General features: G+C 54.3%; 30 protein-coding genes and 1 other annotated feature. Of the genes, 19 read left to right on the top strand and 11 right to left on the bottom strand.

From position 1 onward, the window contains the following. Positions 1 to 36 precede the first annotated feature (36 nt). A complete protein-coding gene (spy, locus tag V4835_RS14185) occupies positions 37 to 531 on the top strand; it encodes an ATP-independent periplasmic protein-refolding chaperone Spy (protein WP_063142891.1) in 495 nt (164 codons plus the stop codon). A gap of 297 nt (positions 532 to 828) precedes the next feature. Beyond that, positions 829 to 1,386 carry an environmental stress-induced protein Ves gene (gene ves, locus V4835_RS14180; protein ID WP_331412535.1) on the top strand — a complete coding sequence of 186 codons (558 nt, stop codon included), beginning with the start codon at positions 829 to 831 and terminating at the stop codon, positions 1,384 to 1,386. On the opposite strand, the gene cho is transcribed toward ves, so the two are convergent. Further along, positions 1,364 to 2,242, bottom strand: coding sequence for an excinuclease Cho (gene cho / locus V4835_RS14175; RefSeq protein WP_331412534.1), 879 nt, complete (start codon positions 2,240 to 2,242; stop codon positions 1,364 to 1,366). The genes ves and cho overlap by 23 nt on opposite strands. Before the next feature lie 145 nt (positions 2,243 to 2,387). Next, on the bottom strand, positions 2,388 to 3,215 hold the full coding sequence (nadE, locus tag V4835_RS14170) for an ammonia-dependent NAD(+) synthetase (RefSeq protein WP_063142893.1): 828 nt from the start codon (positions 3,213 to 3,215) through the stop codon (positions 2,388 to 2,390). Between the two features lie 232 nt (positions 3,216 to 3,447). Between nadE and osmE the strand changes: the two genes are divergently transcribed. The 7 genes from osmE to chbG all read left to right on the top strand — a co-directional run bounded on the left by osmE (position 3,448) and on the right by chbG (position 9,298). Next, positions 3,448 to 3,792 (top strand): osmotically-inducible lipoprotein OsmE, encoded by a 345-nt coding sequence (gene osmE, locus V4835_RS14165; protein WP_010430142.1) that lies wholly within the window; start codon positions 3,448 to 3,450, stop codon positions 3,790 to 3,792. Between the two features lie 281 nt (positions 3,793 to 4,073). After that, the gene (chbB, locus tag V4835_RS14160) at positions 4,074 to 4,391 is read left to right on the top strand and encodes a PTS N,N'-diacetylchitobiose transporter subunit IIB (RefSeq protein ID WP_008500676.1); all 318 of its coding nucleotides are present in this window, start codon (positions 4,074 to 4,076) and stop codon (positions 4,389 to 4,391) included. 79 nt (positions 4,392 to 4,470) lie between these two features. Further along, entirely contained in the window at positions 4,471 to 5,829 is a 1,359-nt protein-coding gene (chbC, locus tag V4835_RS14155) for a PTS N,N'-diacetylchitobiose transporter subunit IIC (protein ID WP_063142894.1), read from the top strand. Between the two features lie 47 nt (positions 5,830 to 5,876). Then, on the top strand, positions 5,877 to 6,224 hold the full coding sequence (chbA, locus tag V4835_RS14150) for a PTS N,N'-diacetylchitobiose transporter subunit IIA (protein ID WP_063142895.1): 348 nt from the start codon (positions 5,877 to 5,879) through the stop codon (positions 6,222 to 6,224). A 5-nt stretch (positions 6,225 to 6,229) separates the two neighbouring features. Next, entirely contained in the window at positions 6,230 to 7,072 is an 843-nt protein-coding gene (gene chbR, locus V4835_RS14145) for a transcriptional regulator ChbR (RefSeq protein WP_072034209.1), read from the top strand. Between the two features lie 109 nt (positions 7,073 to 7,181). Then, on the top strand, positions 7,182 to 8,537 hold the full coding sequence (locus V4835_RS14140) for a 6-phospho-beta-glucosidase (protein WP_069302673.1): 1,356 nt from the start codon (positions 7,182 to 7,184) through the stop codon (positions 8,535 to 8,537). An 11-nt stretch (positions 8,538 to 8,548) separates the two neighbouring features. Further along, a complete protein-coding gene (gene chbG, locus V4835_RS14135) occupies positions 8,549 to 9,298 on the top strand; it encodes a chitin disaccharide deacetylase (protein ID WP_063142896.1) in 750 nt (249 codons plus the stop codon). A gap of 89 nt (positions 9,299 to 9,387) precedes the next feature. On the opposite strand, the gene katE is transcribed toward chbG, so the two are convergent. Beyond that, positions 9,388 to 11,637 (bottom strand): catalase HPII, encoded by a 2,250-nt coding sequence (gene katE / locus V4835_RS14130; protein ID WP_331412533.1) that lies wholly within the window; start codon positions 11,635 to 11,637, stop codon positions 9,388 to 9,390. A gap of 50 nt (positions 11,638 to 11,687) precedes the next feature. On the opposite strand from katE, the gene cedA reads away from it, so the two are divergent. After that, positions 11,688 to 12,080: a cell division activator CedA gene (gene cedA, locus V4835_RS14125; RefSeq protein WP_331412532.1), complete on the top strand. Its 393-nt coding sequence runs from the start codon at positions 11,688 to 11,690 to the stop codon at positions 12,078 to 12,080. Between the two features lie 48 nt (positions 12,081 to 12,128). On the opposite strand, the gene V4835_RS14120 is transcribed toward cedA, so the two are convergent. The 3 genes from V4835_RS14120 to hxpB form a co-directional block, all read right to left on the bottom strand. Beyond that, complete coding sequence (locus tag V4835_RS14120; RefSeq protein ID WP_029740442.1) at positions 12,129 to 13,520, bottom strand: L-cystine transporter; 1,392 nt, start codon at positions 13,518 to 13,520, stop codon at positions 12,129 to 12,131. Between the two features lie 127 nt (positions 13,521 to 13,647). Then, positions 13,648 to 14,238, bottom strand: coding sequence for a metal-dependent hydrolase (locus V4835_RS14115; protein ID WP_023335366.1), 591 nt, complete (start codon positions 14,236 to 14,238; stop codon positions 13,648 to 13,650). 101 nt (positions 14,239 to 14,339) lie between these two features. Then, positions 14,340 to 15,011: a hexitol phosphatase HxpB gene (hxpB, locus tag V4835_RS14110; RefSeq protein WP_159513931.1), complete on the bottom strand. Its 672-nt coding sequence runs from the start codon at positions 15,009 to 15,011 to the stop codon at positions 14,340 to 14,342. A 148-nt stretch (positions 15,012 to 15,159) separates the two neighbouring features. Here hxpB and V4835_RS14105 point away from each other — a divergent pair, with 148 nt between their 5' ends. Further along, complete coding sequence (locus V4835_RS14105; protein WP_023311291.1) at positions 15,160 to 15,696, top strand: YniB family protein; 537 nt, start codon at positions 15,160 to 15,162, stop codon at positions 15,694 to 15,696. Between the two features lie 36 nt (positions 15,697 to 15,732). Here V4835_RS14105 and V4835_RS14100 read toward each other — a convergent pair whose 3' ends face one another. The 3 genes from V4835_RS14100 to pfkB form a co-directional block, all read right to left on the bottom strand. Further along, entirely contained in the window at positions 15,733 to 16,593 is an 861-nt protein-coding gene (locus tag V4835_RS14100; protein ID WP_024909435.1) for a fructosamine kinase family protein, read from the bottom strand. Positions 16,594 to 16,698: 105 nt separating this feature from the next. Beyond that, on the bottom strand, positions 16,699 to 16,989 hold the full coding sequence (gene ghoS, locus V4835_RS14095; RefSeq protein ID WP_047648044.1) for a type V toxin-antitoxin system endoribonuclease antitoxin GhoS: 291 nt from the start codon (positions 16,987 to 16,989) through the stop codon (positions 16,699 to 16,701). Between the two features lie 106 nt (positions 16,990 to 17,095). Beyond that, positions 17,096 to 18,028 (bottom strand): 6-phosphofructokinase II, encoded by a 933-nt coding sequence (gene pfkB, locus V4835_RS14090; protein ID WP_331412531.1) that lies wholly within the window; start codon positions 18,026 to 18,028, stop codon positions 17,096 to 17,098. A gap of 295 nt (positions 18,029 to 18,323) precedes the next feature. On the opposite strand from pfkB, the gene V4835_RS14085 reads away from it, so the two are divergent. Beyond that, positions 18,324 to 19,082: a DUF481 domain-containing protein gene (locus V4835_RS14085; protein ID WP_029740435.1), complete on the top strand. Its 759-nt coding sequence runs from the start codon at positions 18,324 to 18,326 to the stop codon at positions 19,080 to 19,082. 80 nt (positions 19,083 to 19,162) lie between these two features. Here V4835_RS14085 and yniD read toward each other — a convergent pair whose 3' ends face one another. Beyond that, positions 19,163 to 19,270, bottom strand: coding sequence for a small membrane protein YniD (gene yniD, locus V4835_RS14080; protein ID WP_008500658.1), 108 nt, complete (start codon positions 19,268 to 19,270; stop codon positions 19,163 to 19,165). A 98-nt stretch (positions 19,271 to 19,368) separates the two neighbouring features. Then, positions 19,369 to 19,461 (bottom strand): stress response membrane protein YncL, encoded by a 93-nt coding sequence (yncL, locus tag V4835_RS14075; protein WP_071886547.1) that lies wholly within the window; start codon positions 19,459 to 19,461, stop codon positions 19,369 to 19,371. A 322-nt stretch (positions 19,462 to 19,783) separates the two neighbouring features. Between yncL and thrS the strand changes: the two genes are divergently transcribed. The 7 genes from thrS to pheT all read left to right on the top strand — a co-directional run bounded on the left by thrS (position 19,784) and on the right by pheT (position 26,651). Continuing rightward, on the top strand, positions 19,784 to 21,712 hold the full coding sequence (thrS, locus tag V4835_RS14070; protein WP_008500657.1) for a threonine--tRNA ligase: 1,929 nt from the start codon (positions 19,784 to 19,786) through the stop codon (positions 21,710 to 21,712). A 3-nt stretch (positions 21,713 to 21,715) separates the two neighbouring features. Next, positions 21,716 to 22,258 carry a translation initiation factor IF-3 gene (gene infC, locus V4835_RS14065; protein WP_014069901.1) on the top strand — a complete coding sequence of 181 codons (543 nt, stop codon included), beginning with the start codon at positions 21,716 to 21,718 and terminating at the stop codon, positions 22,256 to 22,258. A gap of 97 nt (positions 22,259 to 22,355) precedes the next feature. Further along, a complete protein-coding gene (gene rpmI, locus V4835_RS14060; RefSeq protein ID WP_003030583.1) occupies positions 22,356 to 22,553 on the top strand; it encodes a 50S ribosomal protein L35 in 198 nt (65 codons plus the stop codon). 51 nt (positions 22,554 to 22,604) lie between these two features. Then, positions 22,605 to 22,961, top strand: a complete 357-nt coding sequence (gene rplT, locus V4835_RS14055) for a 50S ribosomal protein L20 (RefSeq protein ID WP_000124850.1) — start codon at positions 22,605 to 22,607, stop codon at positions 22,959 to 22,961. A 116-nt stretch (positions 22,962 to 23,077) separates the two neighbouring features. Further along, positions 23,078 to 23,202, top strand: a sequence feature (Phe leader region). Then, positions 23,083 to 23,127 carry a pheST operon leader peptide PheM gene (pheM, locus tag V4835_RS14050; protein ID WP_001386830.1) on the top strand — a complete coding sequence of 15 codons (45 nt, stop codon included), beginning with the start codon at positions 23,083 to 23,085 and terminating at the stop codon, positions 23,125 to 23,127. Its footprint overlaps the feature before it by 45 nt. A gap of 62 nt (positions 23,203 to 23,264) precedes the next feature. Continuing rightward, complete coding sequence (gene pheS, locus V4835_RS14045) at positions 23,265 to 24,248, top strand: phenylalanine--tRNA ligase subunit alpha (RefSeq protein WP_063142901.1); 984 nt, start codon at positions 23,265 to 23,267, stop codon at positions 24,246 to 24,248. Positions 24,249 to 24,263: 15 nt separating this feature from the next. Next, on the top strand, positions 24,264 to 26,651 hold the full coding sequence (pheT, locus tag V4835_RS14040) for a phenylalanine--tRNA ligase subunit beta (protein WP_331412530.1): 2,388 nt from the start codon (positions 24,264 to 24,266) through the stop codon (positions 26,649 to 26,651). Position 26,652: the final 1 nt, after the last annotated feature.

Below are 26,652 nucleotides of genomic sequence, written 5' to 3'. Positions count from 1 at the left end.
AGCGCCGAAGAATAACTGAAAGAAAGGAAATAAATTATGCGTAAGTTTACTGCACTGTTTGTTGCTTCTACCCTGGCTCTGGGCGCTACCAGCATGGCGTTCGCCGCAGATACTGCGACCACTACGACTGCCGCGCCTGCTGAAGGCAAAATGATGATGCATCATAAAGGTCCGGGTATGCACAACGAGATGATGATGTTTAAGGATCTCAACCTGACGGATGCTCAGAAGCAGCAGATCCGCGACATCAAAAAAAGCGACCGCGACCAGATGAAACGTCCTCCGCTTGAAGAGCGCCGTGCGATGCATGACATCATCGCCAGCGACAGCTTCGATAAGGCGAAAGCCGAAGCGCAGATCGACAAAATGGCCGAGCAGCACAAAGCCCGCATGCTGGCTCACATGGAAACCCAGAACAAGATCTACAACATTCTGACCCCGGAACAGAAAAAACAATTTAATGCGAATTTTGAGAAGCGTCTGACAGAACGTCCGGCGATGGAAGGTAAAATGCCAGCACCAACCGAATAATCGGTTCACACTCTTAAGACCGCCGGGATCCTGTCCACAAAAGCGCAATCGCTGTGGACAGGACCGGCGGTTTTTCTTTCCTGCCCTCTTGCCTGCCGCCGCCAGCGCGGTATCCTCCTGTAGTCGCTTCAGAGAATGTTTGTAGAGTCATGGCGTTAGAATTTTTATTAACGTTCCGCTAAGGCCTGTCCGTTCTGCTGCCGATACTGTTTCTGTGAATACCCAACGATAACAAACAAGACAGCAACGATAGCGATATCCTTGCCCTGGCACGGGTTGTGCCATTCAGGAGTGGTGATGGAGTTCTTTGATATCCGTAAGATGCCGGTCAGCCTCTGGCGCAATGGTGCAGGCGAAACGCGTGAGATTTGCTGCTTCCCTCCCGCGACGCGCGATTTTCAGTGGCGAGCCAGTATCGCGACTATCGCCAGCAACGGCGAATTCTCCTCGTTTCCCGGTGTCGATCGGGTGATTACCTTGCTCGAAGGGGGAGAGGTGACGCTGGATGCGGGTCAGGCGTTCTTCCATACCCTGAAGCATCATCAGCCCTACAGTTTTGCCGGCGATTTGCCGGTGAAAGCGCTGCTTTCCGATGGGCGGATGGCGATGGACTTTAACATCATGACCCGGCGCGACTGCTGCCGGGCGAAGGTGCGCGTTGCTGACCGCACCTTTACCACCTTTGGCTCGCGCGGGGGCGTGGTGTTTGTGTTAAGCGGGGCGTGGCAGCTGGGGGATAAATTGCTGACGGCCGATCAGGGCGCCAGCTGGGAGGAGGGGGCCCATACGCTGCGTCTGCTGGAGGCTCAGGGCACCTTATTGTTCAGCGAAATCACGTGGCTGCCGGGTCATTGAGCACAATGATCTCAAACTTTCCGGCCAGGACCGGTTTACAGAGAATTTTATAGCCATCGTGGTCAAATCCGGCGGGCGTGCGCAGCAGGGTTGCCGCGTCGTTGATGTCGTCGACGGCGCCCAGCCAGAGCCAGTTGTTGACGATGTGATACTGGGTCATTGCCTCGCCCACTTCTTTTAGCGCAACGGCGCTTTCCCACGGCCAGCAGTTCACACTGATGGTCGCCAGCCCGGTGAGGAGCCGGGCGTGATGCGCCTCAACGCTCTCTTTCCCGCAGCATGCACCGGCGCAGCGCTTCAGCGCGGATCGAAAACAGGCGCGTCCGCGTGTGGTCGCCTCCAGACCCAAAAGGCTGTAGCAAAGCTGTAGCTCGTCCGCCAGCGTTTGCAGCGCCTGGAGTGCGGCACGTTTATTGGCGAACAGCCCATAGAGATTCGGGGCATGAGAAAAATCGACGTCGCGCGCGTAGACGACCTGCGGCTTGCCATCGTCGATCTGCAGAGAGCAGAGCTGACGGTTGCGGCGCAGGCGCTTATTGAACAGCGGCTGTTGTTCTTTTATCAACCGCGCCTCCAGCAGCAGCGCGCCCATTTCTCCCGCCGTCTGGAACCAGGTAATGCGTCGCGACTGGCGCAGCATGGCGGCCTCGTCCGGCGTGCGCAGATGGGATAACACCCGGCTGCGAATGTTAACGCTCTTGCCGATATAAAGCGGCAGGGTGTCGCTTTCACCGTGAAAGATGTATACGCCCGGCTGTTTAGGCAGCGCCTCAAGCCAGGGGCGAAGGTGCTCGGGATATTCGTAGATAGCCGCCGCTTCAAACTCAAGACGCGGGGCGGATTGACGCCTGCTCACATACTGCTCCATATACTGTTCAGGTATACAGTGTAGCAGAGACGGTTTGGTTAAAAAAGAGCCGGGTGGCGCTGCGCTTACCCGGCCTACAACAGCGCGAAACCGTAGGCCCTGCAAGCGAAGCGCCGCTGGGCAAAAATGTTGGCTATTTCTTCCAGAAATCGTCAAACACCGTAATCGGCGTATGACGCTTGTGCTCGGTTTTCAGATACCAGCCTTCGATGATTTTCGCGGTACCTTCATCCAGCTTTTTGCCTTCCAGATAATCATCAATGTTGTCATAGGTGACGCCAAGGGCCGCTTCATCCGGCAGAGAAGGGCGATCGTCTTCAAGGTCCGCCGTCGGCGCTTTCTTATAAAGATGCTCAGGACAGCCCAGCGCGGCCAGCAGCTGCTTACCCTGACGCTTGTTGAGACGGAAGATAGGATTAATGTCGGTGCCGCCGTCGCCGTATTTGGTGAAGAAACCGGTGATCGCTTCTGCCGCATGGTCGGTGCCGACGACGACGCCTTTGGTCATCCCGGCAATGCTGTACTGTGCTTTCATGCGCTCGCGGGCTTTCTCGTTGCCGCGAACAAAATCGCTCAGCTCAATGCCCGCTTCGCGAAGCGCCTGCTCGCTTGCCAGCACCGAGCCCTTAATATTCACGGTCAGCACGCGGTCAGGCTGAATGAAGGCAATGGCATCCTGGCAATCTTGCTCGTCCGCCTGTACGCCATAAGGAAGACGCACCGCGATAAACTGCAGCGTCTCATCGCCCGTCTCTTCGCGAAGCTCTGAAATCGCCATCTGGCAGAGTTTACCGGTCAGGGTAGAGTCCTGGCCGCCGCTGATGCCCAGCACCAGGGACTTCAGGAAAGCGTTCTTTTTTAAGTACGATTTTAAAAAATCCACGCTGCGGCGGATCTCTTCATGTGCATCTACCGTAGGCTTCGCGCCCAGTGCCTGAATAATCTCTTGTTGCAGAGCCATCACGCCCTCCATATGCAGTACATAAACAGAATGTGTTAGCTGTTAAAACTAACCCTTTGGGCGAGAAACGACAAGGATCACAGTTTCGAGTGCGCTAATTTGCGCCGTTTTAGCAGGTTATCGTTGTTTTATTAGAATTTTCCGAAATTCGTCTGGCGCAATTCACAAAGTTGAACAATAGTACTTTTTATCCCATGCTTAGATAACACGCTGATAAACAAGAGGACGGAATATGAACAAGAACGTAGCAGGAATTCTTAGCGCAGCGGCGGTACTGACTATGCTGGCAGGGTGTACGGCTTACGATCGCACCAAGGATCAGTTTACGCAGCCCGTAGTAAAAGACGTTAAAAAAGGGATGACCCGTTCGCAGGTGGCTGCGATTGCCGGTAAACCTTCTTCTGAAGTAACCATGATTCATGCGAAGGGGACCTGTCAGACCTATATCCTGGGTCAACGTGATGGTAAGGCAGAAACCTACTTTGTTGCCCTGGATGATACCGGTCATGTGATCAACTCCGGCTATCAGACCTGTGCTGAATATGATACCGATCCGCAGGCTCCTAAGGCGCAGTAACCCTGCTTGCCTGAGGATGTTAACAAACCGGCCCATGGGCCGGTTTTTTTATGCATCAGCAAATCTTATTTCTTTGCGCGAATTATTTGCCTGAAATGTGAAGGGAGTCAACAAGACAGGTCAATGAGAGACAATTTGAGCCTATCCAGAATTATCCCCTGTCTGTACCATTGCGTATACTCACTCCAACGATAAACAACAGTACGCAAGCTACCTGTCTGCCGGGACAGCGAGTCGAGTGATAGCGCGATGGCAGGTAGTCATACAAGAGGGAAATCACGATGGAAAAGAAACATATCTACCTGTTCTGCTCAGCGGGCATGTCTACGTCGCTTCTGGTGTCAAAGATGCGTGCGCAGGCTGAAAAGTATGAAGTCCCTGTGGTGATTGAAGCGTTTCCAGAGACGCTGGCGGGCGAAAAAGGCCAGACAGCCGATGTCGTTTTACTGGGGCCGCAAATTGCCTATATGTTGCCCGAAATTCAACGACTGTTACCGAATAAACCGGTCGAAGTGATCGACTCGGGGCTGTACGGCAAGATTGATGGTTTAGGTGTTCTTAAAGCTGCTGTCGCAGCAATTAAAAAAGCTGCTAATTAATTTTTATTTTTCCCGTCAAAGAGTTATTTCACACACAATACGCCGTAACATGCGTTACGGCATTTAAGGGTATTTTCCTATGAGTAAAGTCATCGCTTCACTTGAAAAGGTACTCCTTCCTTTTGCTGTTAAAATAGGAAAGCAGCCTCACGTTAACGCCATCAAAAACGGCTTTATTAAATTAATGCCGTTGACGCTGGCCGGGGCCATGTTCGTTTTAATTAACAACGTTTTTCTGAGCTTTGGTGAAGGTTCCTTCTTTTATTCATTAGGAATTCGGTTAGACGCTTCCACTATTGAAACCCTTAATGGTTTTAAAGCCATCGGCGGCAACGTCTATAACGGTACGTTGGGGATTATGTCGCTGATGGCGCCTTTCTTTATTGGGATGGCACTGGCAGAAGAGCGTAAAGTGGATCCGCTGGCCGCCGGGTTATTATCCGTTGCCGCTTTTATGACCGTGACGCCATACAGCGTGGGTGAAGCCTATGCCGTTGGCGCCAACTGGCTGGGTGGGGCCAACATCATCTCCGGTATTGTTATCGGCCTGGTGGTGGCAGAAATGTTCACCTTTATTATCCGTCGCAACTGGGTTATCCGCCTGCCGGATAGCGTACCGGCTTCCGTATCCCGTTCATTTTCCGCGTTGATTCCAGGCTTCATTATTCTCTCCATCATGGGGATTATCGCCTGGGCGCTCTCCCACTGGGGCACAAACTTCCACCAGATCATCATGGACTCTATCTCTACGCCGCTGGCGTCGATGGGTGGCGTGGTCGGTTGGGCGTATGTGATTTTCACCTCTCTGCTGTGGTTCTTCGGCGTGCATGGTTCACTGGCACTGGCCGCGCTGGACAGCGGGATTATGACCCCCTGGGCACTGGAAAACGTTGCGCTTTACCAGCAGTACGGCTCCGTTGACGCGGCGCTGGCAGCGGGTAAAACCTTCCATGTGTGGGCGAAGCCGATGCTTGACTCCTATATCTTCCTGGGCGGTACCGGGGCGACCTTGGGTCTGATCATCGCGGTCTTTATTGTCTCTCGTCGTGCCGACTACCGTCAGGTCGCGAAGCTGGCGCTGCCATCAGGCATCTTCCAGATTAACGAACCGATTCTGTTCGGTCTGCCAATCATCATGAACCCGGTAATGTTCATTCCGTTCATCCTGATTCAGCCGCTGCTGGCCGCCATTACCCTGACGGCGTATTACCTGGGCATCATTCCACCGGTCACCAACATTGCACCGTGGACCATGCCGGCGGGTCTGGGCGCCTTCTTCAATACCAACGGCAGCGTCGCGGCCTTCCTGCTGGCGATATTCAACCTCGGGATTGCCACCCTGCTGTACATGCCGTTCGTGGCGATTGCCAACAAAGCCGCCACCATTATTGATGAAGAAGAGAGCGAAGAGGATATTGCCCTCTCACTGAAATTCTAAGATTGACCGGCGCGGGGAAGCCCGCGCCAGCCACAAGGAGCTTAAAAATGTTAGATTTGGATAGTATTGTCGCAGACGAAGCCGTTGAGAACGATCTCGAAGAAGTGGTGATGGGGCTTATCATCAACTCCGGACAGGCCCGCAGCCTGGCCTATGCCGCGCTGAAGCAGGCCAAGCAGGGGGATTTCGCCGCCGCGAAAACCATGATGGAACAGTCCCGCACGGCCCTGAACGAAGCGCACCTGGTGCAGACAAAGCTGATTGAAAGCGACCAGGGCGAAGGGAAGATGAAGGTCAGCCTGGTGCTGGTCCACGCGCAGGATCACCTGATGACCTCGATGCTGGCGCGTGAGCTGGTGGCGGAGCTCATTGAGCTTCACGAGAAAATGCACTGAGTCGGATTTCGCAGCAGGAGGTCAGCACGATGGAAATTAAAACCGCACTTGAACAGCAGCTGTTTAACGGCAAAAATTTTCACGTGGTTATCTACAACAAAACGGAGAGCGCTAGCGGTCTGCACCAGCATGACTACTACGAATTCACGATTGTTCTGACCGGCCGCTACTACCAGGAGATCAACGGTAAGCGCGTCCTGCTTGAGCGAGGGGATTTTGTCTTCCTGCCGATGGGGTCTTATCACCAGAGCTTTTACGAATTTGGTGCCACCCGTATTCTGAACGTGGGCGTCAGCAGACGCTTCTTTGAGAAGCACTATCTGCCGCTGGTGCCGTTCTGCTTTGTGGCCTCCCAGGTCTATCGGGTCAAAAACGAGTTTATGACCTGGATTGAAACGGTTATCGCCTCGCTTAACTTCCGCGACAATGAATTTGATGAGTTTATTGAAACGGTGACCTTCTACGTGATGAACCGGCTGCGCCACCATCGTGAAGAGCAGCAGGTGACGGATGATATTCCGCAATGGCTGCGCGGCACCGTTGAGCTGATGCACGATAAAGGCCAGTTCAGCGAAAATGCGCTGGAAAATATGGTGTCCCTGTCGGGGAAATCCCAGGAATATCTGACCCGTGCGACGCAGCGCTATTATCGTAAAACACCCGTGCAAATTATTAATGAAATCCGCATTAATTTTGCCAAGAAACAGCTGGAAATTACCAACTACTCTGTTACCGATATTGCGTACGAGTCAGGATACAGCAGTCCCAGCCTGTTTATTAAGACCTTTAAGAAATTGACTTCATTCACACCGAACAGTTACCGGAAAAATTTAACGGTAATTAATTAACTTTCGGCGGATTACCCGTCACAAATATTGCTTTAATGGCTTGCCCAAATAGCGGGAAGAGTACGCTATACCTTGCAGGCGATTAACCTGATACGCTAAGGGAGATATTATGCAGAAGAAATTAAAAGTCGTAACCATTGGTGGCGGCAGCAGCTATACCCCGGAATTACTTGAAGGCTTCCTGAAACGTTATCATGAATTACCGGTCAGCGAATTATGGCTGGTGGACGTTGAGGAAGGTCAGGAAAAGCTGAATATTATTTTCGACCTGTGCAAGCGCATGGTGGAGAAAGCGGGCGTGCCTCTGACCGTGCATAAAACCCTGGACCGTCGTCTGGCTCTGAAAGATGCGGATTTCGTGACCACCCAGCTGCGCGTGGGCCAGCTGAAAGCGCGCGAGCTGGACGAGCGTATTCCGCTGAGCCACGGCTATCTCGGTCAGGAGACCAACGGCGCGGGCGGCCTGTTTAAAGGCCTGCGTACCATCCCGGTCATTTTCGACATCGTCAAAGACGTGCAGGAGATTTGCCCGAACGCGTGGGTGATTAACTTCACCAACCCGGCCGGGATGGTGACCGAGGCGGTCTATCGTCATACCGGTTTCAAACGCTTTATCGGTGTCTGTAATATTCCGATCGGTATGAAGATGTTTATCCGCGACGTGCTGGCGCTGACCGACAGCGACGATCTCTCCATCGACCTGTTCGGCCTGAACCATATGGTGTTCATTAAAGACGTTATCGTGAACGGAAAATCGCGCTTTGCCGAACTGCTCGACGGCGTGGCTTCCGGTCGCCTGACCGCGGCCTCCGTGAAAAACATCTTTGACCTGCCGTTCAGCGAAGGGCTGATCCGCTCGCTGAACCTGCTGCCTTGCTCGTACCTGCTTTACTACTTCAAGCAGAAAGAGATGCTGGCCATCGAAATGGGCGAGTACTATAAGGGCGGCGCGCGTGCGCAGATCGTTCAGAAAGTCGAGAAGCAGCTGTTCGATTTGTATAAAGATCCGAACCTGAACGTTAAACCGAAAGAGCTGGAGCAGCGCGGCGGGGCCTACTACTCCGATGCGGCGTGTGAAGTGATTAACGCCATCTACAACGACAAGCAGGCGGAACACTACGTCAACGTGCCGCACCACGGCCATATCGACAATATCCCGGCGGACTGGGCGGTTGAGATGACCTGCATCCTGGGACGCGATGGCGCTAAACCGCATCCACGCATCACCCACTTCGATGATAAGGTCATGGGTCTGATCCACACCATCAAAGGCTTTGAAGTGGCGGCAAGCAATGCGGCGCTGAGCGGCGAGCTCAATGACGTGCTTCTGGCGCTGAACCTCAGCCCGCTGGTGCATTCCGACCGCGATGCGGAGCAGCTGGCCAGTGAGATGATTCTGGCGCATGAAAAATGGTTGCCGAACTTTGCCGCCACGATCGAGAAGCTGAAGTTCAAACACCACTAAGAGGACGCACAATGGAAAACCTGCTGATCGTTAATGCTGATGATTTTGGCCTCTCGAAAGGCCAGAACTACGGCATTATTGAAGCCTGTCGCCGGGGTGTGGTGACCTCTACCACGGCGCTGGTGAATGGTGAGGCGGTTGAACACGCGGCGCAGCTGAGCCGCGAGGTGCCGGAGCTGGGCGTCGGCATGCATTTTGTGCTGACGCTCGGGATGCCGCTTTCGCCAATGCCGGGCCTGACGCGCGACGGCCAGCTGGGCAAATGGATTTGGGAACTGGCGGAGCAGGGCGCGCTGCCGCTCGAAGAGATTGCCCGCGAGCTGGAGCGTCAGTTCAACCGCTTTGTTGATGTGTTTGGTAAGGCGCCGACGCATATCGACAGCCATCACCACGTGCACATGATCCCGGCGATTTTCCCGATTGTCGCGGAGTTTGCACAGCGCAAAGGCGTGGCGATGCGCGTGGATCGGGACGCGCGCGGCGTGCCGGACTGCGCCGTGACAACCACAGAGGGCTTCAGCAGCGCATTTTACGGTGACGAGATCGACGAAGCGCTGTTCCTGAAGGTGCTGGATGATTCCGCCGCTCGCGGTGAAAAGTCCGTAGAGGTGATGGCGCACCCGGCTTTTGTCGATAACACCGTGCGGAAAAGCGCCTACTGCTGGCCGCGCCTGGCGGAGCTGGACGTGCTGACGTCGTCGTCGCTGAAGTATGCGATTGCCGAGCGTGGGTATCGGTTGGGGACGTTTGGGGATCTTTGAGATAAAGCCCGGTGGCGGCTTCGCCTTACCGGGCCTACAAAACCAATCGAAATGTAGGCCGGGTCAGCGCAAGCGCCACCCGGCTTTTTTTACGCCGGTATCTGGTCAATCTTACTGCTGCGTGACCAGACGCGGTGCGCGGCAAGCAAATCAAACAGCTTCGTCATAAACGCATCGTCAACGTTATCGCCTTCGACAATACCGTCCTCACCCTGATCGGCCACCTTCAGCTGCGCCTTAAACTGTCGCGCGTCGCCGGAAAGCGCGATCGGTTTCAGGTGCTTATAGGCTTCCAGCAGATAATACACGGCGTCACCGTTATTCAGCAGGCTGTCAATATCCCCGCACGGCACAATCACCGCATCGACGGTCAGCGATGGCGCCCCGGCAAAGGTTGCGGCCACCGGCAGCACGGAGCCGTCATCGGCGGTCACTTCCCCCATGCGGGAATAAAGCAGTTTCGCATGTACGCCCTGGGTTTTCAGCGCCTGCATGATCCCCAGCACGTCGCTGGCGCGGGTGTTGTCGTTCAGCAGGATGGCGACCACGCGGCCTTTAATCGAGCCACCCGGCACGGCATACAGGCTCAGGGACGGATCTTTCTTCACGCCGTTAACCTCTTTCGGCGGCGCAAGGTTGCGCTGCTCATCGGTCAGCGTAATACCCAGGTTATCCGCAACGCTCTGGGCGAGCTGAATATCAATGCGCGCCAGCTGATCGACCACCCGCTCGCGAATGTAGGTTCGCACCACTTTACTCAGCTCAAAGCTGAAGCCGCCGATAATGTGCTGCTGCTCAATCGGCGTCTGGCTGTTCCAGAACAGCCGAGGCTGGGCGTAATACTCGCCGAACGACGGGCTGCGCTCGCGAATTTTGTTGCCGTCGATACGCTCCTGGTACGATTCGAATCCACCGCGTTTCGGCGCCGGCGGCGTTTCACGCGGCCAGTTATCGTTGATGGAGTTCGGCTCATAGTTAGCCGGGTTGGTATCAATATCCTGACGGTGCATCCCGTCGCGCTGGAAATTGTGGTACGGGCAGGTTGGGCGGTTAATCGGAATTTCGTGGAAGTTCGGCCCGCCAAGACGGCTGATCTGCGTATCGGTGTACGAGAACAAACGACCCTGCAAAAGCGGATCGTTGGTGAAATCCAGCCCCGGTACGATATGCCCAGGGTGGAACGCAACCTGTTCGTTTTCGGCAAAGAAGTTATCCGGGTTACGGTTGAGCACCATTTTACCCACCAGCTGAACCGGCACCAGCTCTTCCGGGATCAGCTTCGTCGGGTCAAGAAGATCGAAATCAAACTTAAATTCGTCCTCTTCCGGTATGAGCTGCAGGCCCAGTTCGTATTCCGGGAAGTCGCCCGCTTCAATGGATTCCCACAGCTCGCGGCGATGGAAGTCCGGGTCGCGTCCGGTCAGCTTCTGCGCCTCGTCCCAAACCAGCGAGGCTTTACCCGACACCGGCTTCCAGTGGAAACGGACAAACGTGGCTTTACCCTCGGCGTTGATCAGACGGAAGGTGTGGATGCCAAACCCCTCCATGGTGCGATAGCTGCGCGGAATGCCGCGGTCTGACATCGCCCACATCACGTTGTGTAAGGTTTCAGGCTGCAGGGAGACATAGTCCCAGAAGGTGTCGTGCGCACTTTGTCCCTGCGGTATGGCCCAGTGGGGCTCCGGTTTTACCGCATGGACAAAGTCAGGAAATTTATGCGCATCCTGAATGAAAAACACCGGGGTGTTATTGCCCACCAGATCGAAAATACCCTCTTCGGTATAAAACTTGGTGGCAAAGCCGCGGATATCCCGAACCGTATCTGCCGAACCGGCGCCGCCCTGTACCGTGGAGAAGCGCACAAATACCGGAGTGATTTTGTCCGGGTCAGAGAGGAAATCCGCTTTGGTGATCGCTTTCAGGCTCTTGTATGGCTGGAAGTAGCCGTGCGCAGCGGAACCGCGCGCGTGAACGATGCGTTCCGGAATTCGCTCATGGTCGAAATGGGTGATTTTTTCCCGCAGGATAAAGTCTTCCAGCAGGGTTGGCCCGCGCGCGCCTGCGCGAAGGGAGTTCTGATCGTCAGCAATGCGCACGCCCTGATTGGTGGTGAGCGCAAAACCTTCGCCGCCTTTACGGTGTGGCTCAAGCGATTTGAGCTTCTCGTTGCCCGTGTCCGGCGATTTCACGCTTCCCGGTGCGGTAGGCTGTTCGCCTGGCGCGGAAGGGCCAGGGGAGGGGCGGTGAGATCCGTCAGCAGGGGCGAGAGAGTCCATACCCGGTTGAGATTCCTCAGTGCCATGAATCGGTGATTGATGTGTTTTATCTTTGTTCGACATTGCACGCTTCTCCTTTATCCATTGCTAAAAACCCTATTAAGGATAGAACAATGTCGCGAGATGGCTCGCGAACTAAGAGTTTTCACATGCCGTCATTAGCGAAAGGAGCCATCCCACTCACTCGGAGCGCGACGGAAGGCAACAGGATCGGCTATCATAGAATTTTCTTGCTTCAAGAATTTGCTTTAGTGAACCAGTCGCTTATGAAACCTCTTCGTCAACAAAACCGCCAGGTTATTAGCTATGTGCCCCGCGTTGAGCCCGCGCCGCCTGACCATGCCCTGAAAGTGGAGGGTTTTCGCGATGTCTGGCAGCTGCGGGGGAAATACGTGGCCTTTGTGCTGATCGGCGAACACTTCCGTCGCTCTCCCACGTTTACGGTGCCGGAGTCAGCGCAACGGTGGGCGATGCAGATCCGCCAGGATGAAGAGGTTGAAGAATAACAGCCATAAAAAAACCGCCATCAGGCGGTTTTTTTATTTCTAAAGTGATTAGCGATGCGCCAGCTCGGCGTCGTCTTCACTTTCCAGAATCGCTTTGTCGGTCTGCTTCAGCCACTGGCTGGTCAGCGTACCGGCGGTCATGGAGCCGCTCACGTTCAGCGCGGTACGACCCATGTCGATCAGCGGCTCAACGGAGATCAGCAGCGCGACCAGCGTCACGGGCAGACCCAGAGCAGGCAGCACAATCAGCGCGGCGAAGGTTGCACCGCCGCCAACGCCCGCAACGCCTGCGGAGCTGATGGTAACAATCCCGACCAGCGTGGCGATCCAAACCGGATCCAGCGGGTTGATACCCACCGTCGGGGCGACCATCACGGCCAGCATCGCCGGGTACAGACCCGCACAGCCGTTCTGACCAATGGTGGCACCAAAGGAGGCAGAGAAGCTGGCAATGGATTCAGGCACGCCCAGACGACGGGTTTGCGCTTCCACGTTCAGCGGGATAGACGCGGCGCTGGAACGGCTGGTGAAGGCAAAGGTCAGTACCGGCCAGACTTTACGGAAGTACTTCAGCGGGCTGACGCCGTTTACGCCCAGCAGGATGCCGTGCACCACGAACATAATGCCCAGACCCAGATAAGAGGCGACAACGAAGCTGCCCAGCTTAATGATGTCCTGCAGGTTAGAGCCGGCAACCACTTTGGTCATCAGCGCCAGCACGCCGTAAGGCGTCAGTTGCATCACCAGACGAACCAGCTTCATCACCCAGCTCTGCAGGGTGTCAATCGCGGTTAGCACGCGTTCGCCTTTTGGCGCGTCGTCTTTCAGCAGCTTCAGCGCCGCTACGCCCAGGAACGCGGCGAAAATAACTACGCTGATGATCGAGGTTGGGCTCGCACCGGTCAGGTCAGCAAACGGGTTCTTCGGAATGAAGGAGAGCACCATCTGCGGCACGGTCAGGTCAGCCACTTTACCCACGTAGTTGGTTTGAATCGCGGTAAGACGCGCCGTTTCAGCGGTACCCTGAACCAGACCTTCCGCGGTCAGGCCAAACAGGTTGGTGACCAGCACACCCACCAGCGCGGCAATCAGCGTGGTGAACAGCAGCGTACCAATGGTCAGGAAGCTGATTTTGCCCAGCTGGGTTGCGTTATGCAGGCGCGCAACGGCGCTCAGAATAGAGGCGAACACCAGCGGCATCACGATCATCTGCAGCAGCTGGACATAGCCGTTACCGACAATGTTGAACCACTGAATAGAGTCTTTCAGAACTGGATTATCGGAGCCATAAATTGCCTGTAATGCCAGACCAAATACGACACCCATGGCCAAACCAACCAGCACTTTTTTCGCCAGGCTCCACTGTTTGTGGCGCGCCTGCGCGAGAAGCAATAGCAATACAACGAACACAACGACGTTCGCGATGAGTGGAAAATTCATCCCCGTTCTCCTGATTTATTATTGGGTCGGTTTTTACCGATCCTGTTGGCGGAAGGTTAGCAGAAGTGTGATGTAGCGCTTATATCCAAATGGAATGGTTTATGACAAATGGGATAATTTTGTCGGTTTACTGTTCAATCTGGTGATGAATAAAGCGATTAAACTGAAATTGCAGCGAATTAATCATCTGGGATGACCAGCGAACTGCACTGTTTTCGGGCAATGTTTGCGGCATCCAGACGGCGTAAGCAAACAGCGCCATGCACAGTGCACGCTCAAGCTGGTTACCTTTCTGCGGGGCGAGGATGGGAAAGCGAAAACGCCAGCGGCAGGGCCACAGCAGCGGCACGCCCGCAGGGGTCAGCATATCGGCGAGAATATGGCTTAAATAGCCCAGCACCATCCCCTGAATGGCATCGGCAGGGACTATCCAGCTTTCGGGCACCTTTAAATAGAAAAGCGTCAGCAGGCCAAACACGGCCAGCAGGCTGTGCGTAAACCCCCGGTGGCCGAACGCGCGGGCGATGGGTTTCGACACCCACTTCAGGCGCTGCCCGAGGAAGGATTTCGGGTGGTCAATATCGGGCAGCAGACAGGTCAGTACGGCGGAAGGGACAATATGCCACCAGTCCCCCTGTGCCAGCACGGGGGTGAGTTCAGCGTTTTTGGCAAATACTGCGCACGCAATAGAAAAAAGCAGGTGGCCTTCCGCCGTCATGATAAAACCCACAAAACTGTCAATTCATACAGTATAGGGTTTTTATACAGTAGGCGGAAGAGGTGACGGTGTAACTGTTTGTCACAAACCGGAGAAGGGCGTTAACCGCCCTGCAGGTGATGCGCCGTAAGTTCTGCCAGTGAATTAAGCTTCACATCGGCAAGGGCAAACCGGGGATCGTGACGGCCTTCTTCAGCGGGCACCACAATGGAGCGCATCCGCGCAGCCTTCGACGCCACCATACCGTTAACGGAATCTTCCAGCGCAACGCAGTTGAGGGGATCCAGGCCCAGCTTTGCGGCACAGTCCAGATACACCTGCGGGTGCGGCTTGCTGTAAGGCAGTTTTTCAGCGGACGCCAGCGCGTCGAAACTGTCGCGCAGTTCAAACATCGTAAGCACTTTTTCCAGCATATGCAGCGGTGAAGCCGAGGCCAGGCCAACCTTCAGCCCCTGGGCTTTACACAGCGCAACGGCCTCACGTACGCCGGGCAGCAGCGGCCTGTTCTCTTCTACCAGAGAAATGGCGCGGCTGATTATGCGCGCGGTCACCTCATCGCGATCGGGACCCACCCACGGCTGTTGGGCAAACCACAGGTCAACCACCATATCAATGCGCAGGCCCAGCGTATCGGGTAGTTCATTACGACGGCTGATATCCACGCCCAGGCTGGCCATCACATCCAGTTCGGCGCGATCCCACAGCGGTTCGGAATCGATCAGTAATCCATCCATATCAAAAATTGCGGCAAGAATTTGGCGCGGTGTCGACATCACAACGTCTCCTTTTCCAGGGTGTTCGACAGACGATACGTGCTAAGCACAATCTGCAATTTAGCATATTGCTTTTAAAGAGCGGGCGAAATTGATGACCAGCAGGTAGACTTAGGCACAAATAACGCGTCTTTATGAAGAGGAACTGATGACGTATCAACAAGCTGGACGCATTGCGGTCTTAAAACGTATTGCTGGCTGGGTGATTTTTATTCCTGCCGTCATTTCTACGCTGATTTCTGTACTCAAATTTATGTACGATCACAGCGAAAAACAGCCGGGTATCAATGCGGTAATGCTTGATTTCGCTCATGTCATGATTGAGATGATGCGTTTTAATACGCCATTTTTGAATGTTTTCTGGTTTAACTCACCCACCCCGGATTTTCATCAACAGCTGAACATCGGCTTTTGGGTGATATACGCCCTGATCTTTGTCGCGCTGGCACTGCAGGCCTCTGGCGCGAGAATGAGTCGCCAGACGCGCTTTTTACGCGAAGGCGTTGAGGATCAGTTGATTCTGGAGCAGGCCAAAGGCCCGGAAGGAATGAGTCGGGAGCAGATTGAATCCCGCATTGTTGTGCCGCGTCACACCATTTTCCTGCAAATTTTCCCGCTCTATATCCTTCCCGTCATCATCATTGTGGCGGGATACTTCTTCTTCTCACTGCTCGGTTTTCTGTAAGCGATAAGGGTGGCGGCAAGGCCACCCGTTCTCTTCTCAGGCGGCAAGCATACGCTCGAGTGCCCGCTGCGCGTTAACAAGGTGTTCTCCGCCAAAAAGAATGGCTCGGTTCATCAGCGTATAAAGCTGATACACCGGCTGGCGGTCGAGGAAACCGGGCGGCAGGGGGGAAACAGACTGGTATCCGTCGTATATTTGCGGCGGCTGCTCCGGATGAAGCGGCAGCATGGCAAGGTCGCACTCTCTGTCACCCCAGTAGCAGGCCGGGTCAAAGATGTAGGGGCCGTTGGGACCCAGCGCGCAGTTATCTGACCACAAATCCCCGTGAAGCAGCGACGCCTGAGGCTGGTGGGAGGCCAGACGCTGTTGAACGTGCTCGACGATGGCATCAATATTGCCAAATTCCAGCCCTTTCTCGGCGGCCAGCTCAAGCTGCCAGCCAATGCGCTGCTCGGCAAAAAATGTCGACCAGCGACGCTGCCAGGCATTGGGCTGTGGCGTGGTAGAGAGATCGTTGTCAAAATCGAGACCAAACTGCGGCTGGTCGCTCCATTGATGCAGGCGCGCTAGCTGTTGGCCGAGGATGAACGCATTATGGGCATCCAGCGGCCGGGCGGGGAGATACTCCATCACCAGGAAGCTGTAGTCGCGGTCGCTCCCCACGGCCAGAACCTGCGGGACCGTCACCGTTTTACTGCGCGACAACAGCTCCAGCTGGTCGGCTTCGGCGGTAAATATCGGAAGCAGCTCTCGCTCATCGCACTTAACGAAAAGATCGCGCCCTGCGTAGCGTAAATGCCACGCGGCGTGGATTTCACCGCCTGGCAGTTCGTTACGCAGTTCAATTTCACCTTCACCCAGCTGCTCACGTAAAAGATGACTGATAGCCTGCCACATGTTGTCTCTCCCATGTTGTCTGCCAGATCATAAAGTTAGCGCATAACGGCGGTAAAAAAATACGAACTAACGCACACCTGAGCGGTTTAAATTCATACAGCGCACTTATTGTTCTTTTTTCCGCCAGCTTTCCCAGGTATCCACGTCAATTTCGGCAGGCTTGTCGGTCACGCTCTCCACCAGACTGGCGGCCAGCGCATGAACCTCTTCCTGGCTCAGGGCGCCGATCAGACCAAATGCCAGGGTGCCTAAATCATGAATATTGCCCTCGTCATCCGTCAGGGTGAGGAGAAAATTAGCCCGGGTGAAAGCATTGTTGAGCTCATTCAGCTCGGTCAGCGATGCTTCATGAAGGTTGATGGTCACGACGTAACGTGTGATGTCACCACTGCTCATAATTCACCTCATTGTTATCATGGAAGTTTTCTTAGCATAGTCGATAGTTTGCGTTTGGCGACTCAGAGAGGACATTCCCCTCCGTAAAGACGAAGGGGAAAAGGCGTTAATATCGGGACAGGTAATCGACGATTTTTTGCGTATCGGCAAGTGAACAGAGACGCGTGCCCTGGTTGATGGTTGCGGCGCTACCCGCCGCCACGCCGTAGCGCGTCATTTCAAGCAGAGACGCACCCTGCGCCAGTTTTAGCGTCATCGCGCCCACCATGCTATCGCCCGCGCCGACCGTGCTCTGGCTCTTCATCGGCGGTGGGACAACCTGAACGGACGATGATTCATCGACTGCCAGCGCCCCCTGAGGGCCAAGGGAGACGACTACGCGTCGCGCTTTGCCGCTGCGTACCAGCTCCTGCGCGGCGGTGCGAACATCATCAGGCTGCGTCAGTTCGCGGTTGACCAGCGCGCTTAACTCTTTCTGGTTGGGTTTGACCAGCTCCAGATTGCCCGGCACCAGGGCCGCCTGCAGGGCCTCGCCGCTGCTGTCGACAATGCAGCGGATGCCGCGCTGCTGTACCGCCTGAATCAGCGCCGTTAATTTTTCCGTGCTTACGCCGGGCGGCAGGCTGCCGCTTATCACCAGCAGCGCGCCGCTTTCTATCGTCAGCACTTTCTCTTCAAGCTGACGAAACTCGTCATCGCTCAGTTTCGCGCCCGGCATGACAAAACGGTACTGCTCGCCGCTGGATCCCACGTGGACATGCAGGTTTTGCCGCGTCCAGTCTTTGGCCTCGACGGTCTCTACGGCCACCTGTTCATCTGCCAGCAGAGAGACAAGGTGTTCGCCGGTGGCACCGCCGGTGGGGAAAATGGCCGTGGCTTTGCCGCCGAGGTGCGTAATGGCGCGCGCCACGTTGATCCCGCCGCCGCCGGGCTCAAAGACCGGGGCGCTACAGCGCAATTTACCTTCCGGGTAAATCTGCGGCGTCAGGGTGGCGGAATCCAGGGAAGGGGAGAGCGTCAGAGTATAGATAGAAACCATCATTACCTCCTTTTAGCATGGGTTCTTATTAGCCTGGCATCATTTGTCAGGAAGGCAATGTAAATAACAGTATGATTTTAAATATGAATACTGACAAAAAGTGAGGCGGGGGATATATAAAATAAAACGCTTTTTGAGATCGTTCTTATTCAAAAAATGAAATAAGAAAACATTGCTATGTTATTTGCGGCTTTTTATAATTTGTTACCTTTCTCTGGACGCCTTGTCATTGATCCTCAAGAAAGATTCCGGGACCGTGTGGTCTCTTTTTTTGTTGTACGGACTCCTTAATAAAATGAAGCTTTTAAAGACAGTGCCCGCTGCACTGATGCTGGCGGGTGGCGTGTTTGCGGCTATGAACGCGACCGCTGATGATACCGTTTTTACTGTCATGGACGATCCTTCCACCGCGAAAAAACCGTTTGAAGGTAACCTGAACGCCGGGTACCTGGCACAATCCGGTAACACGAAAAGCTCTTCTCTGACGGCGGACAGTACGCTCACCTGGTACGGCAACACCACCGCCTGGTCTCTGTGGGGTAATGCCAGCAACACTTCCGCTAATGACGAACGTTCTTCCGAGAAATATGCGGTAGGCGGACGTAGCCGTTACAACATGACCGACTATGACTACCTGTTTGGACAGGCAAGCTGGTTAACTGACCGTTACAACGGTTATCGCCAGCGCGATGTGTTCACCGCCGGTTATGGTCGCCAGTTCCTGAACGGTCCGGTACACAGCCTCCGTTTTGAATTCGGTCCGGGTGTGCGTTATGACGAGTACACCAATGGCGATACCAAAACCCAACCGCTCGGTTACGCTTCCGGTACCTATGCCTGGCAGATGACTGACAACACCAAATTTACCCAGGGTGTTTCTGTATTTGGTGCCGACGACACGACGCTGAACTCTGAGACGGCGCTGAACGTGGCTATCAACGAACACTTTGGTCTGAAAGTGGCCTACAACGTGACCTGGAACTCTTCACCACCAGAATCTGCGCCGGATCATACCGACCGCAGAACCACGGTATCACTGGGTTATAGAATGTAATGAAAGCGGGCCGACGATGATGTCGGCCCGTTTATTGTCTGTGGCTTTTTGACGTCCCTACTGATGACCTGTCTTCGCCCCTAGCCCCAAATCATTGCCGCCCAACGGAGTAGCAGCATTGCGCCGCAGATGGCAATCAGCACCAGCACCATTTTCCAGTGTTTTACGGCAAATCGTTTTGTTGGCATAACCTAATCCTTGTTCGTTGATACCCACAGTCTACCAAACAGGGCCGAAATATGCCCCTTCTCGGGATCGATTAGGTTATGCCAGCGCAGGGTTCGGCTCAGAACCAGTGGAATCGTTCGGCGAGAATCAACAATAAACCTGTGGCGGAAAGGACATTCAATATCACAACCGTTCTGCTGGATACGTTCATGGTATGCACCTTTGGGTTTAAAGACCTGTTCAAGAGTAGCCCAGCATCTTCGAAATGCGAGCGCAGGGGAGAAGCAACCTGCAAATTCGTACGAAAGTGCCAGCCCATCAATCTGGCCGCAGAGGGTGCAATCTCCTTTGCGTTAGTGTTAACATTACGTCGCTTGCCGTAAATCCGCATTAATCTGAATTCGGCAGGTGAATGATGACGAACCAATTTGACGATTGTTGGTCAGATGGTGTCGTAATCTATTGTCAAATCACGATTATTTTCTTTGTATATGCTCTTATGTGTGGGGCATCACTGCAAATAAGGATATAAAATGCCTGTAATTACTCTTCCTGATGGCAGTCAACGCCATTTCGACCGTGCTGTTAGCCCAATGGATGTTGCCCTGGACATTGGTCCTGGTCTCGCGAAAGCGACTATCGCTGGCCGTGTTAACGGTGAGCTGGTGGATGCTTCCGATCTGATCGAAAACGATGCGACGCTTGCAATCATCACCGCGAAAGACGAAGAAGGTCTGGAGATCATTCGTCACTCCTGCGCGCACCTGTTAGGCCATGCCATCAAACAGCTGTGGCCAAACACCAAAATGGCGATCGGTCCGGTTATCGACAACGGTTTCTACTACGACGTTGACCTCGACCACACCCTGACTCAGGAAGATATCGACGCGCTCGAAAAACGCATGCACGAGCTCGCCGAAACGAACTATGACGTCATCAAGAAGAAAGTCAGCTGGCACGAAGCGCGTGAAACCTTCGTGAAGCGCGGCGAGAGCTACAAGGTCTCTATTCTTGACGAAAACATTTCGCATGATGACAAGCCTGGCTTGTACCATCACGAAGAATACGTCGACATGTGCCGTGGACCGCACGTGCCGAACATGCGCTTCTGTCATCACTTTAAGCTGATGAAGATCGCGGGCGCCTACTGGCGTGGCGACAGCAACAACAAGATGTTGCAGCGTATTTATGGTACCGCGTGGGCCGATAAAAAAGCCCTGAACGCGTACCTGCTGCGCCTGGAAGAAGCGGCGAAGCGTGACCACCGTAAAATCGGTAAGCAGCTTGACCTGTACCACATGCAGGAAGAAGCGCCGGGTATGGTGTTCTGGCATAACGACGGCTGGACCATCTTCCGTGAACTGGAAACATTCGTACGCTCCAAGCTGAAAGAGTACCAGTATCAGGAAGTGAAAGGCCCGTTCATGATGGACCGTGTGCTGTGGGAAAAAACCGGCCACTGGGACAACTACAAAGATGCGATGTTCACCACCTCGTCTGAGAACCGTGAATACTGCATCAAGCCAATGAACTGCCCGGGCCACGTTCAGATCTTTAACCAGGGTCTGAAATCCTACCGCGACCTGCCGCTGCGTATGGCGGAGTTCGGTAGCTGCCACCGTAACGAGCCATCAGGTGCGCTGCACGGTCTGATGCGCGTTCGTGGCTTTACTCAGGATGATGCACATATCTTCTGTACTGAAGATCAGGTTCGTGACGAAGTTAACGCCTGTATTCGTATGGTCTACGATATGTACAGCACCTTTGGCTTCGAGAAGATCGTCGTCAAACTCTCAACGCGTCCGGAAAAACGTATCGGTAGCGATGAGACCTGGGATCGCGCAGAAGCGGATCTCGCCGTGGCGCTGGAAGAGAACGGTATTCCGTTCGAATACCAGCTGGGCGAGGGCGCATTCTACGGTCCGAAAATTGAATTTACCCTGTATGACTGCCTCGATCGCGCATGGCAGTGCGGTACTGTACAGCTGGACTTCTCCCTGCCGCAGCGTTTAAGCGCCTCTTATGTTGGCGAAGACAACGAGCGTCAGGTACCGGTAATGATTCACCGTGCAATTCTCGGTTCACTGGAGCGCTTCATCGGCATCCTGACCGAAGAGTTCGCTGGCTTCTTCCCAACCTGGCTTGCGCCAGTGCAGGTCGTGGTGATGAACATTACCGATTCTCAGGCGGATTACGTTAAAGAATTGACGCAGAAACTGCAAAATGCGGGCATTCGCGTAAAAGCAGACTTGAGAAATGAGAAGATTGGCTTTAAAATCCGCGAGCACACTTTACGTCGTGTCCCGTATATGTTGGTCTGTGGTGATAAAGAGGTGGAAGCAGGCAAAGTTGCCGTTCGCACCCGCCGTGGTAAAGACCTGGGGAGCCTGGACGTAAGTGAAGTGATTGAGAAGCTGCAACAAGAGATTCGCAGCCGCAGTCTTCAACAACTGGAGGAATAAGGTATTAAAGGCGGAAAACGAGTTCAAACGGCACGTCCGAATCGTATCAATGGCGAGATTCGCGCCCAGGAAGTTCGCTTAACAGATCTTGAAGGTGAACCACTGGGGATTGTGAGTCTGAGAGAAGCGATCGAAAAAGCTGAAGAAGCTGGAGTAGATTTAGTTGAAATCAGCCCTAACGCCGAACCGCCAGTTTGTCGTATCATGGACTACGGCAAGTTCCTTTATGAAAAGAGTAAGTCTTCTAAGGAACAGAAGAAGAAGCAAAAAGTTATCCAGGTTAAGGAAATCAAATTCCGTCCTGGTACCGACGATGGCGATTATCAGGTAAAACTCCGCAGCCTGATTCGCTTTCTGGAAGATGGCGATAAGGCCAAGATCACACTGCGTTTCCGCGGTCGTGAGATGGCCCACCAACAGATCGGTATGGAAGTGCTTAACCGCGTCCGTGACGATCTGAGTGAACTGGCAGTAGTCGAATCCTTCCCTACGAAGATCGAAGGCCGCCAGATGATCATGGTGCTCGCTCCTAAGAAGAAACAGTAAGGCCTTCAAGCAGCAAAATCTGTGGAGCCTTCGGGTTTCATAGGTTTTGTTCGCCTATGTTTCGTTTATTTAACAATGCGAAGTGGAAGTTATTAAGATGCCAAAAATTAAGACCGTACGCGGTGCTGCTAAGCGCTTCAAAAAAACCGGTGGTGGTGGATTTAAGCGTAAGCATGCAAACCTGCGTCATATTCTGACCAAAAAATCTACTAAGCGTAAACGTCACCTGCGTCCAAAAGGCCTCGTTTCTAAAGGCGATCTGGGTCTGGTTATCGCGTGCCTGCCGTACGCATAAGCCGTTAACGTTTAATTTTTTTACTAAGAATATAGATACAGGAGAGCACATATGGCTCGCGTAAAACGTGGTGTAATTGCACGTGCACGTCACAAGAAAATTTTGAAACAAGCTAAAGGCTACTACGGTGCGCGTTCACGCGTTTACCGCGTTGCCTTCCAGGCTGTTATCAAAGCAGGTCAGTACGCTTACCGTGACCGTCGTCAGCGTAAGCGTCAGTTCCGTCAACTGTGGATTGCGCGTATCAACGCAGCAGCACGTCAGAACGGTATTTCTTACAGCAAATTCATCAACGGCCTGAAAAAAGCCTCTGTTGAAATCGACCGTAAGATCCTGGCTGACATCGCAGTATTCGACAAAGTAGCGTTCACCGCTCTGGTCGAAAAAGCGAAAGCAGCACTGGCATAAGCCAGTTGAGAGAGGGAGCTTTGCTCCCTCTTTTGTTTTAACATCATCAGAACATTGACTTTTACCGGTCCAGGCTTTTCAATAAGGTCTTAACGGTTTTACCAGACAAGGTAACGCAAGCATGAATGCTGCTATTTTCCGCTTCTTCTTTTACTTTAGCACCTGATTTCAGGAGGCTAGCGCGTGAAAGATGAAACGAAAAACAGCGCCAGATAAGCCTCCCGATGGAGGCTTTTTTTGTGCCTGAATTTGAGAGAATAACTCCACCAAATCGGTGTCTGCACCGACATAATGAGGAAAATCATGTCACATCTCGCAGAGCTGGTTGCCAGTGCAACAGCCGCCATTAATCAGGCCTCAGATGTTGCCGCGTTAGACAATGTCCGCGTCGAATATCTTGGGAAGAAAGGGCACTTGACCCTTCAAATGACAACCCTGCGCGAGCTGCCGCCAGAAGAACGCCCGGCAGCCGGTGCGGTGATTAACGAAGCCAAAGAGCAGGTACAGCAGGCGCTGAACGCGCGCAAAGCCGATCTGGAAAGTGCGGTGCTGAATGCGCGTCTGGCCGCAGAGACGATCGACGTTTCTCTGCCGGGTCGCCGTATCGAAAACGGCGGTCTGCATCCGGTTACCCGCACCATCGATCGCATAGAAAGTTTCTTCGGTGAGCTCGGCTTTACCGTGGCGACTGGCCCGGAAATCGAAGATGATTACCATAACTTCGACGCCCTGAACATTCCTGGCCATCATCCGGCACGCGCTGACCACGACACTTTCTGGTTCGACGCTACGCGTCTGCTGCGTACTCAGACCTCCGGCGTTCAGATCCGTACCATGAAGGATCAGGAGCCGCCAATCCGTATTATCGCGCCGGGCCGCGTCTATCGTAACGACTACGATCAGACCCACACCCCAATGTTCCATCAGATGGAAGGTCTGATCGTTGATAAAAATATCAGCTTCACCAACCTGAAGGGCACGCTGCACGATTTCCTGAACAACTTCTTTGAGGAAGATCTGCAGGTTCGTTTCCGTCCGTCCTACTTCCCGTTCACCGAACCGTCTGCAGAAGTTGACGTGATGGGTAAAAACGGCAAATGGCTGGAAGTGCTGGGCTGCGGCATGGTGCATCCAAACGTGCTGCGCAACGTGGGTATCGATCCGGAAGTTTACTCCGGCTTTGCCTTCGGCATGGGCATGGAGCGTCTGACCATGCTGCGCTACGGCGTGACCGACTTACGTGCATTCTTCGAAAACGATCTGCGTTTCCTCAAACAGTTTAAATAAGGGCAGGACAGAACAATGAAATTCAGTGAACTGTGGTTACGCGAGTGGGTGAACACCACGCTGGACAGCGACGCGCTTTCTAACCAGATCACCATGGCGGGTCTGGAAGTGGACGGCGTTGAGCCGGTTTCCGGTGCCTTCAACGGCGTGGTCGTCGGCGAAGTGGTAGAGTGCGGCCAGCACCCTAACGCTGACAAACTGCGCGTGACAAAAGTGAACGTGGGCGGTGACCGCCTGCTGGATATCGTCTGCGGTGCGCCAAACTGCCGCCAGGGCCTGAAGGTGGCCGTGGCGACCGTCGGTGCGGTGCTGCCGGGCGATTTCAAAATTAAAGCGGCTAAGCTGCGCGGCGAGCCGTCTGAAGGCATGCTGTGCTCCTTCTCCGAGCTGGGTATTTCCGACGACCACAACGGCATCATTGAGCTGCCGCTGGATGCGCCAGTCGGCACCGATATCCGTGAATACCTGAAGCTTGATGACAACACCATCGAAATCAGCGTCACGCCAAACCGTGCCGACTGCTTAGGTATCATCGGCGTGGCGCGCGACGTTGCCGTGCTGAACCAGACCGAGCTGAACGCGCCGGACATTGCGCCGGTTGAAGCGACCATCAGTGACGTGCTGCCAATTCAGGTTGAGGCTGCGGATGCTTGCCCGCGCTACCTCGGTCGCGTGGTGAAAGGCATCAACGTGAAAGCGCCAACCCCGCTGTGGATGAAAGAGAAGCTGCGCCGCTGCGGTATCCGCTCTATCGACGCCGTGGTTGACGTGACTAACTACGTTCTGCTGGAGCTGGGCCAGCCAATGCACGCGTTCGATAAAGATCGTATTGACGGCGGCATCGTTGTGCGCATGGCGAAAGAGGGCGAAACCCTGGTTCTGCTGGACGGCAGCGAAGCGAAACTGAACGCCGACACCCTGGTGATTGCTGACCACAGCAAAGCGCTGGCAATGGGCGGTATCTTCGGGGGCGAGCACTCAGGCGTGAACGACGAGACGCAAAACGTCCTGCTGGAATGCGCGTTCTTCAGCCCGCTCTCCATCACCGGTCGCGCACGCCGTCACGGCCTGCATACCGATGCCTCTCACCGCTACGAGCGCGGCGTTGACCCGGCGCTGCAGTACAAAGCGATGGAACGTGCGACCCGCCTGCTGATCGACATCTGCGGCGGTGAAGCGGGCCCGGTTATCGACGTCACCAACGAAGCGACCCTGCCGAAGCGTGCCACCATCACCCTGCGCCGCAGCAAGCTGGATCGCCTGATTGGCCACCACGTTGCCGATGCGCAGGTGACCGACATCCTGACGCGTCTGGGCTGCGAAGTGACCGAAGGCCAGGACGAGTGGAAAGCCGTTGCGCCATCATGGCGTTTCGACATGGAAATTGAAGAAGATCTGGTGGAAGAAGTGGCCCGCGTTTACGGCTACAACAACATCCCTGACGAGCCTGTCCAGGCAGGTCTGGTGATGGGCACCCACCGTGAAGCCGACCTGTCCCTGAAGCGTGTGAAAACCATGCTGAACGACAAAGGCTACCAGGAAGTGATCACCTACAGCTTTGTTGATCCAAAGCTGCAGCAGCTGATCCACCCGGGCCAGGAGGCGCTGATCCTGCCAAGCCCAATCTCCAGCGAAATGTCCGCGATGCGTCTGTCTCTGTGGACGGGCCTGCTGGGCACTGTCGTTTATAACCAGAATCGTCAGCAAAACCGCGTGCGAATTTTCGAAAGCGGTTTGCGCTTTGTACCGGATAATCAGGCAAATTTAGGCATCCGTCAGGATCTCATGCTGGCTGGCGCCATCAGCGGCAACCGCTATGAAGAGCACTGGGACCTGGCAAAAGGCACGGTTGATTTCTACGATATGAAGGGCGATCTGGAAGCGATTCTGGATCTGACCGGTAAATTATCTGAAATTGAATTCCGCGCAGAAGCCATCCCGGCACTGCATCCGGGCCAGAGTGCAGCCATCTATTTAGACGGCAAACGCGTTGGTTTTATTGGGGTTGTTCACCCTGAGCTGGAGCGCAAGCTGGACCTGAACGGCCGTACCATCGTGTTCGAACTGGAATGGACCCCGGTGGCTGACCGCGTTATTCCTCAGGCTCAGGACGTCTCCCGCTTCCCGGCAAACCGCCGTGATATCGCGGTTGTGGTCGCGGAAAATGTACCCGCAGCAGATATTTTGGCCGAATGTAAGAAAGTTGGCGTAAATCAGGTAGTTGGCGTAAACTTATTTGACGTGTACCGCGGCAAGGGCGTAGCAGAAGGTTTCAAGAGCCTCGCTATTAGCCTTATCCTTCAGGATACCAGCCGTACACTCGAAGAAGAGGAGATTGCCGCTACCGTCGCCAAATGTGTAGAGGCATTAAAAGAGCGATTCCAGGCATCATTGAGGGATTGAA

Source organism: Enterobacter cloacae complex sp. CARB60, from assembly GCF_036487345.1.
Taxonomy (GTDB): domain Bacteria; phylum Pseudomonadota; class Gammaproteobacteria; order Enterobacterales; family Enterobacteriaceae; genus Enterobacter; species Enterobacter asburiae_D.
Note: the sequence above shows the minus strand (reverse complement) of the source record. Positions and strands in the feature narration are given on the sequence as shown.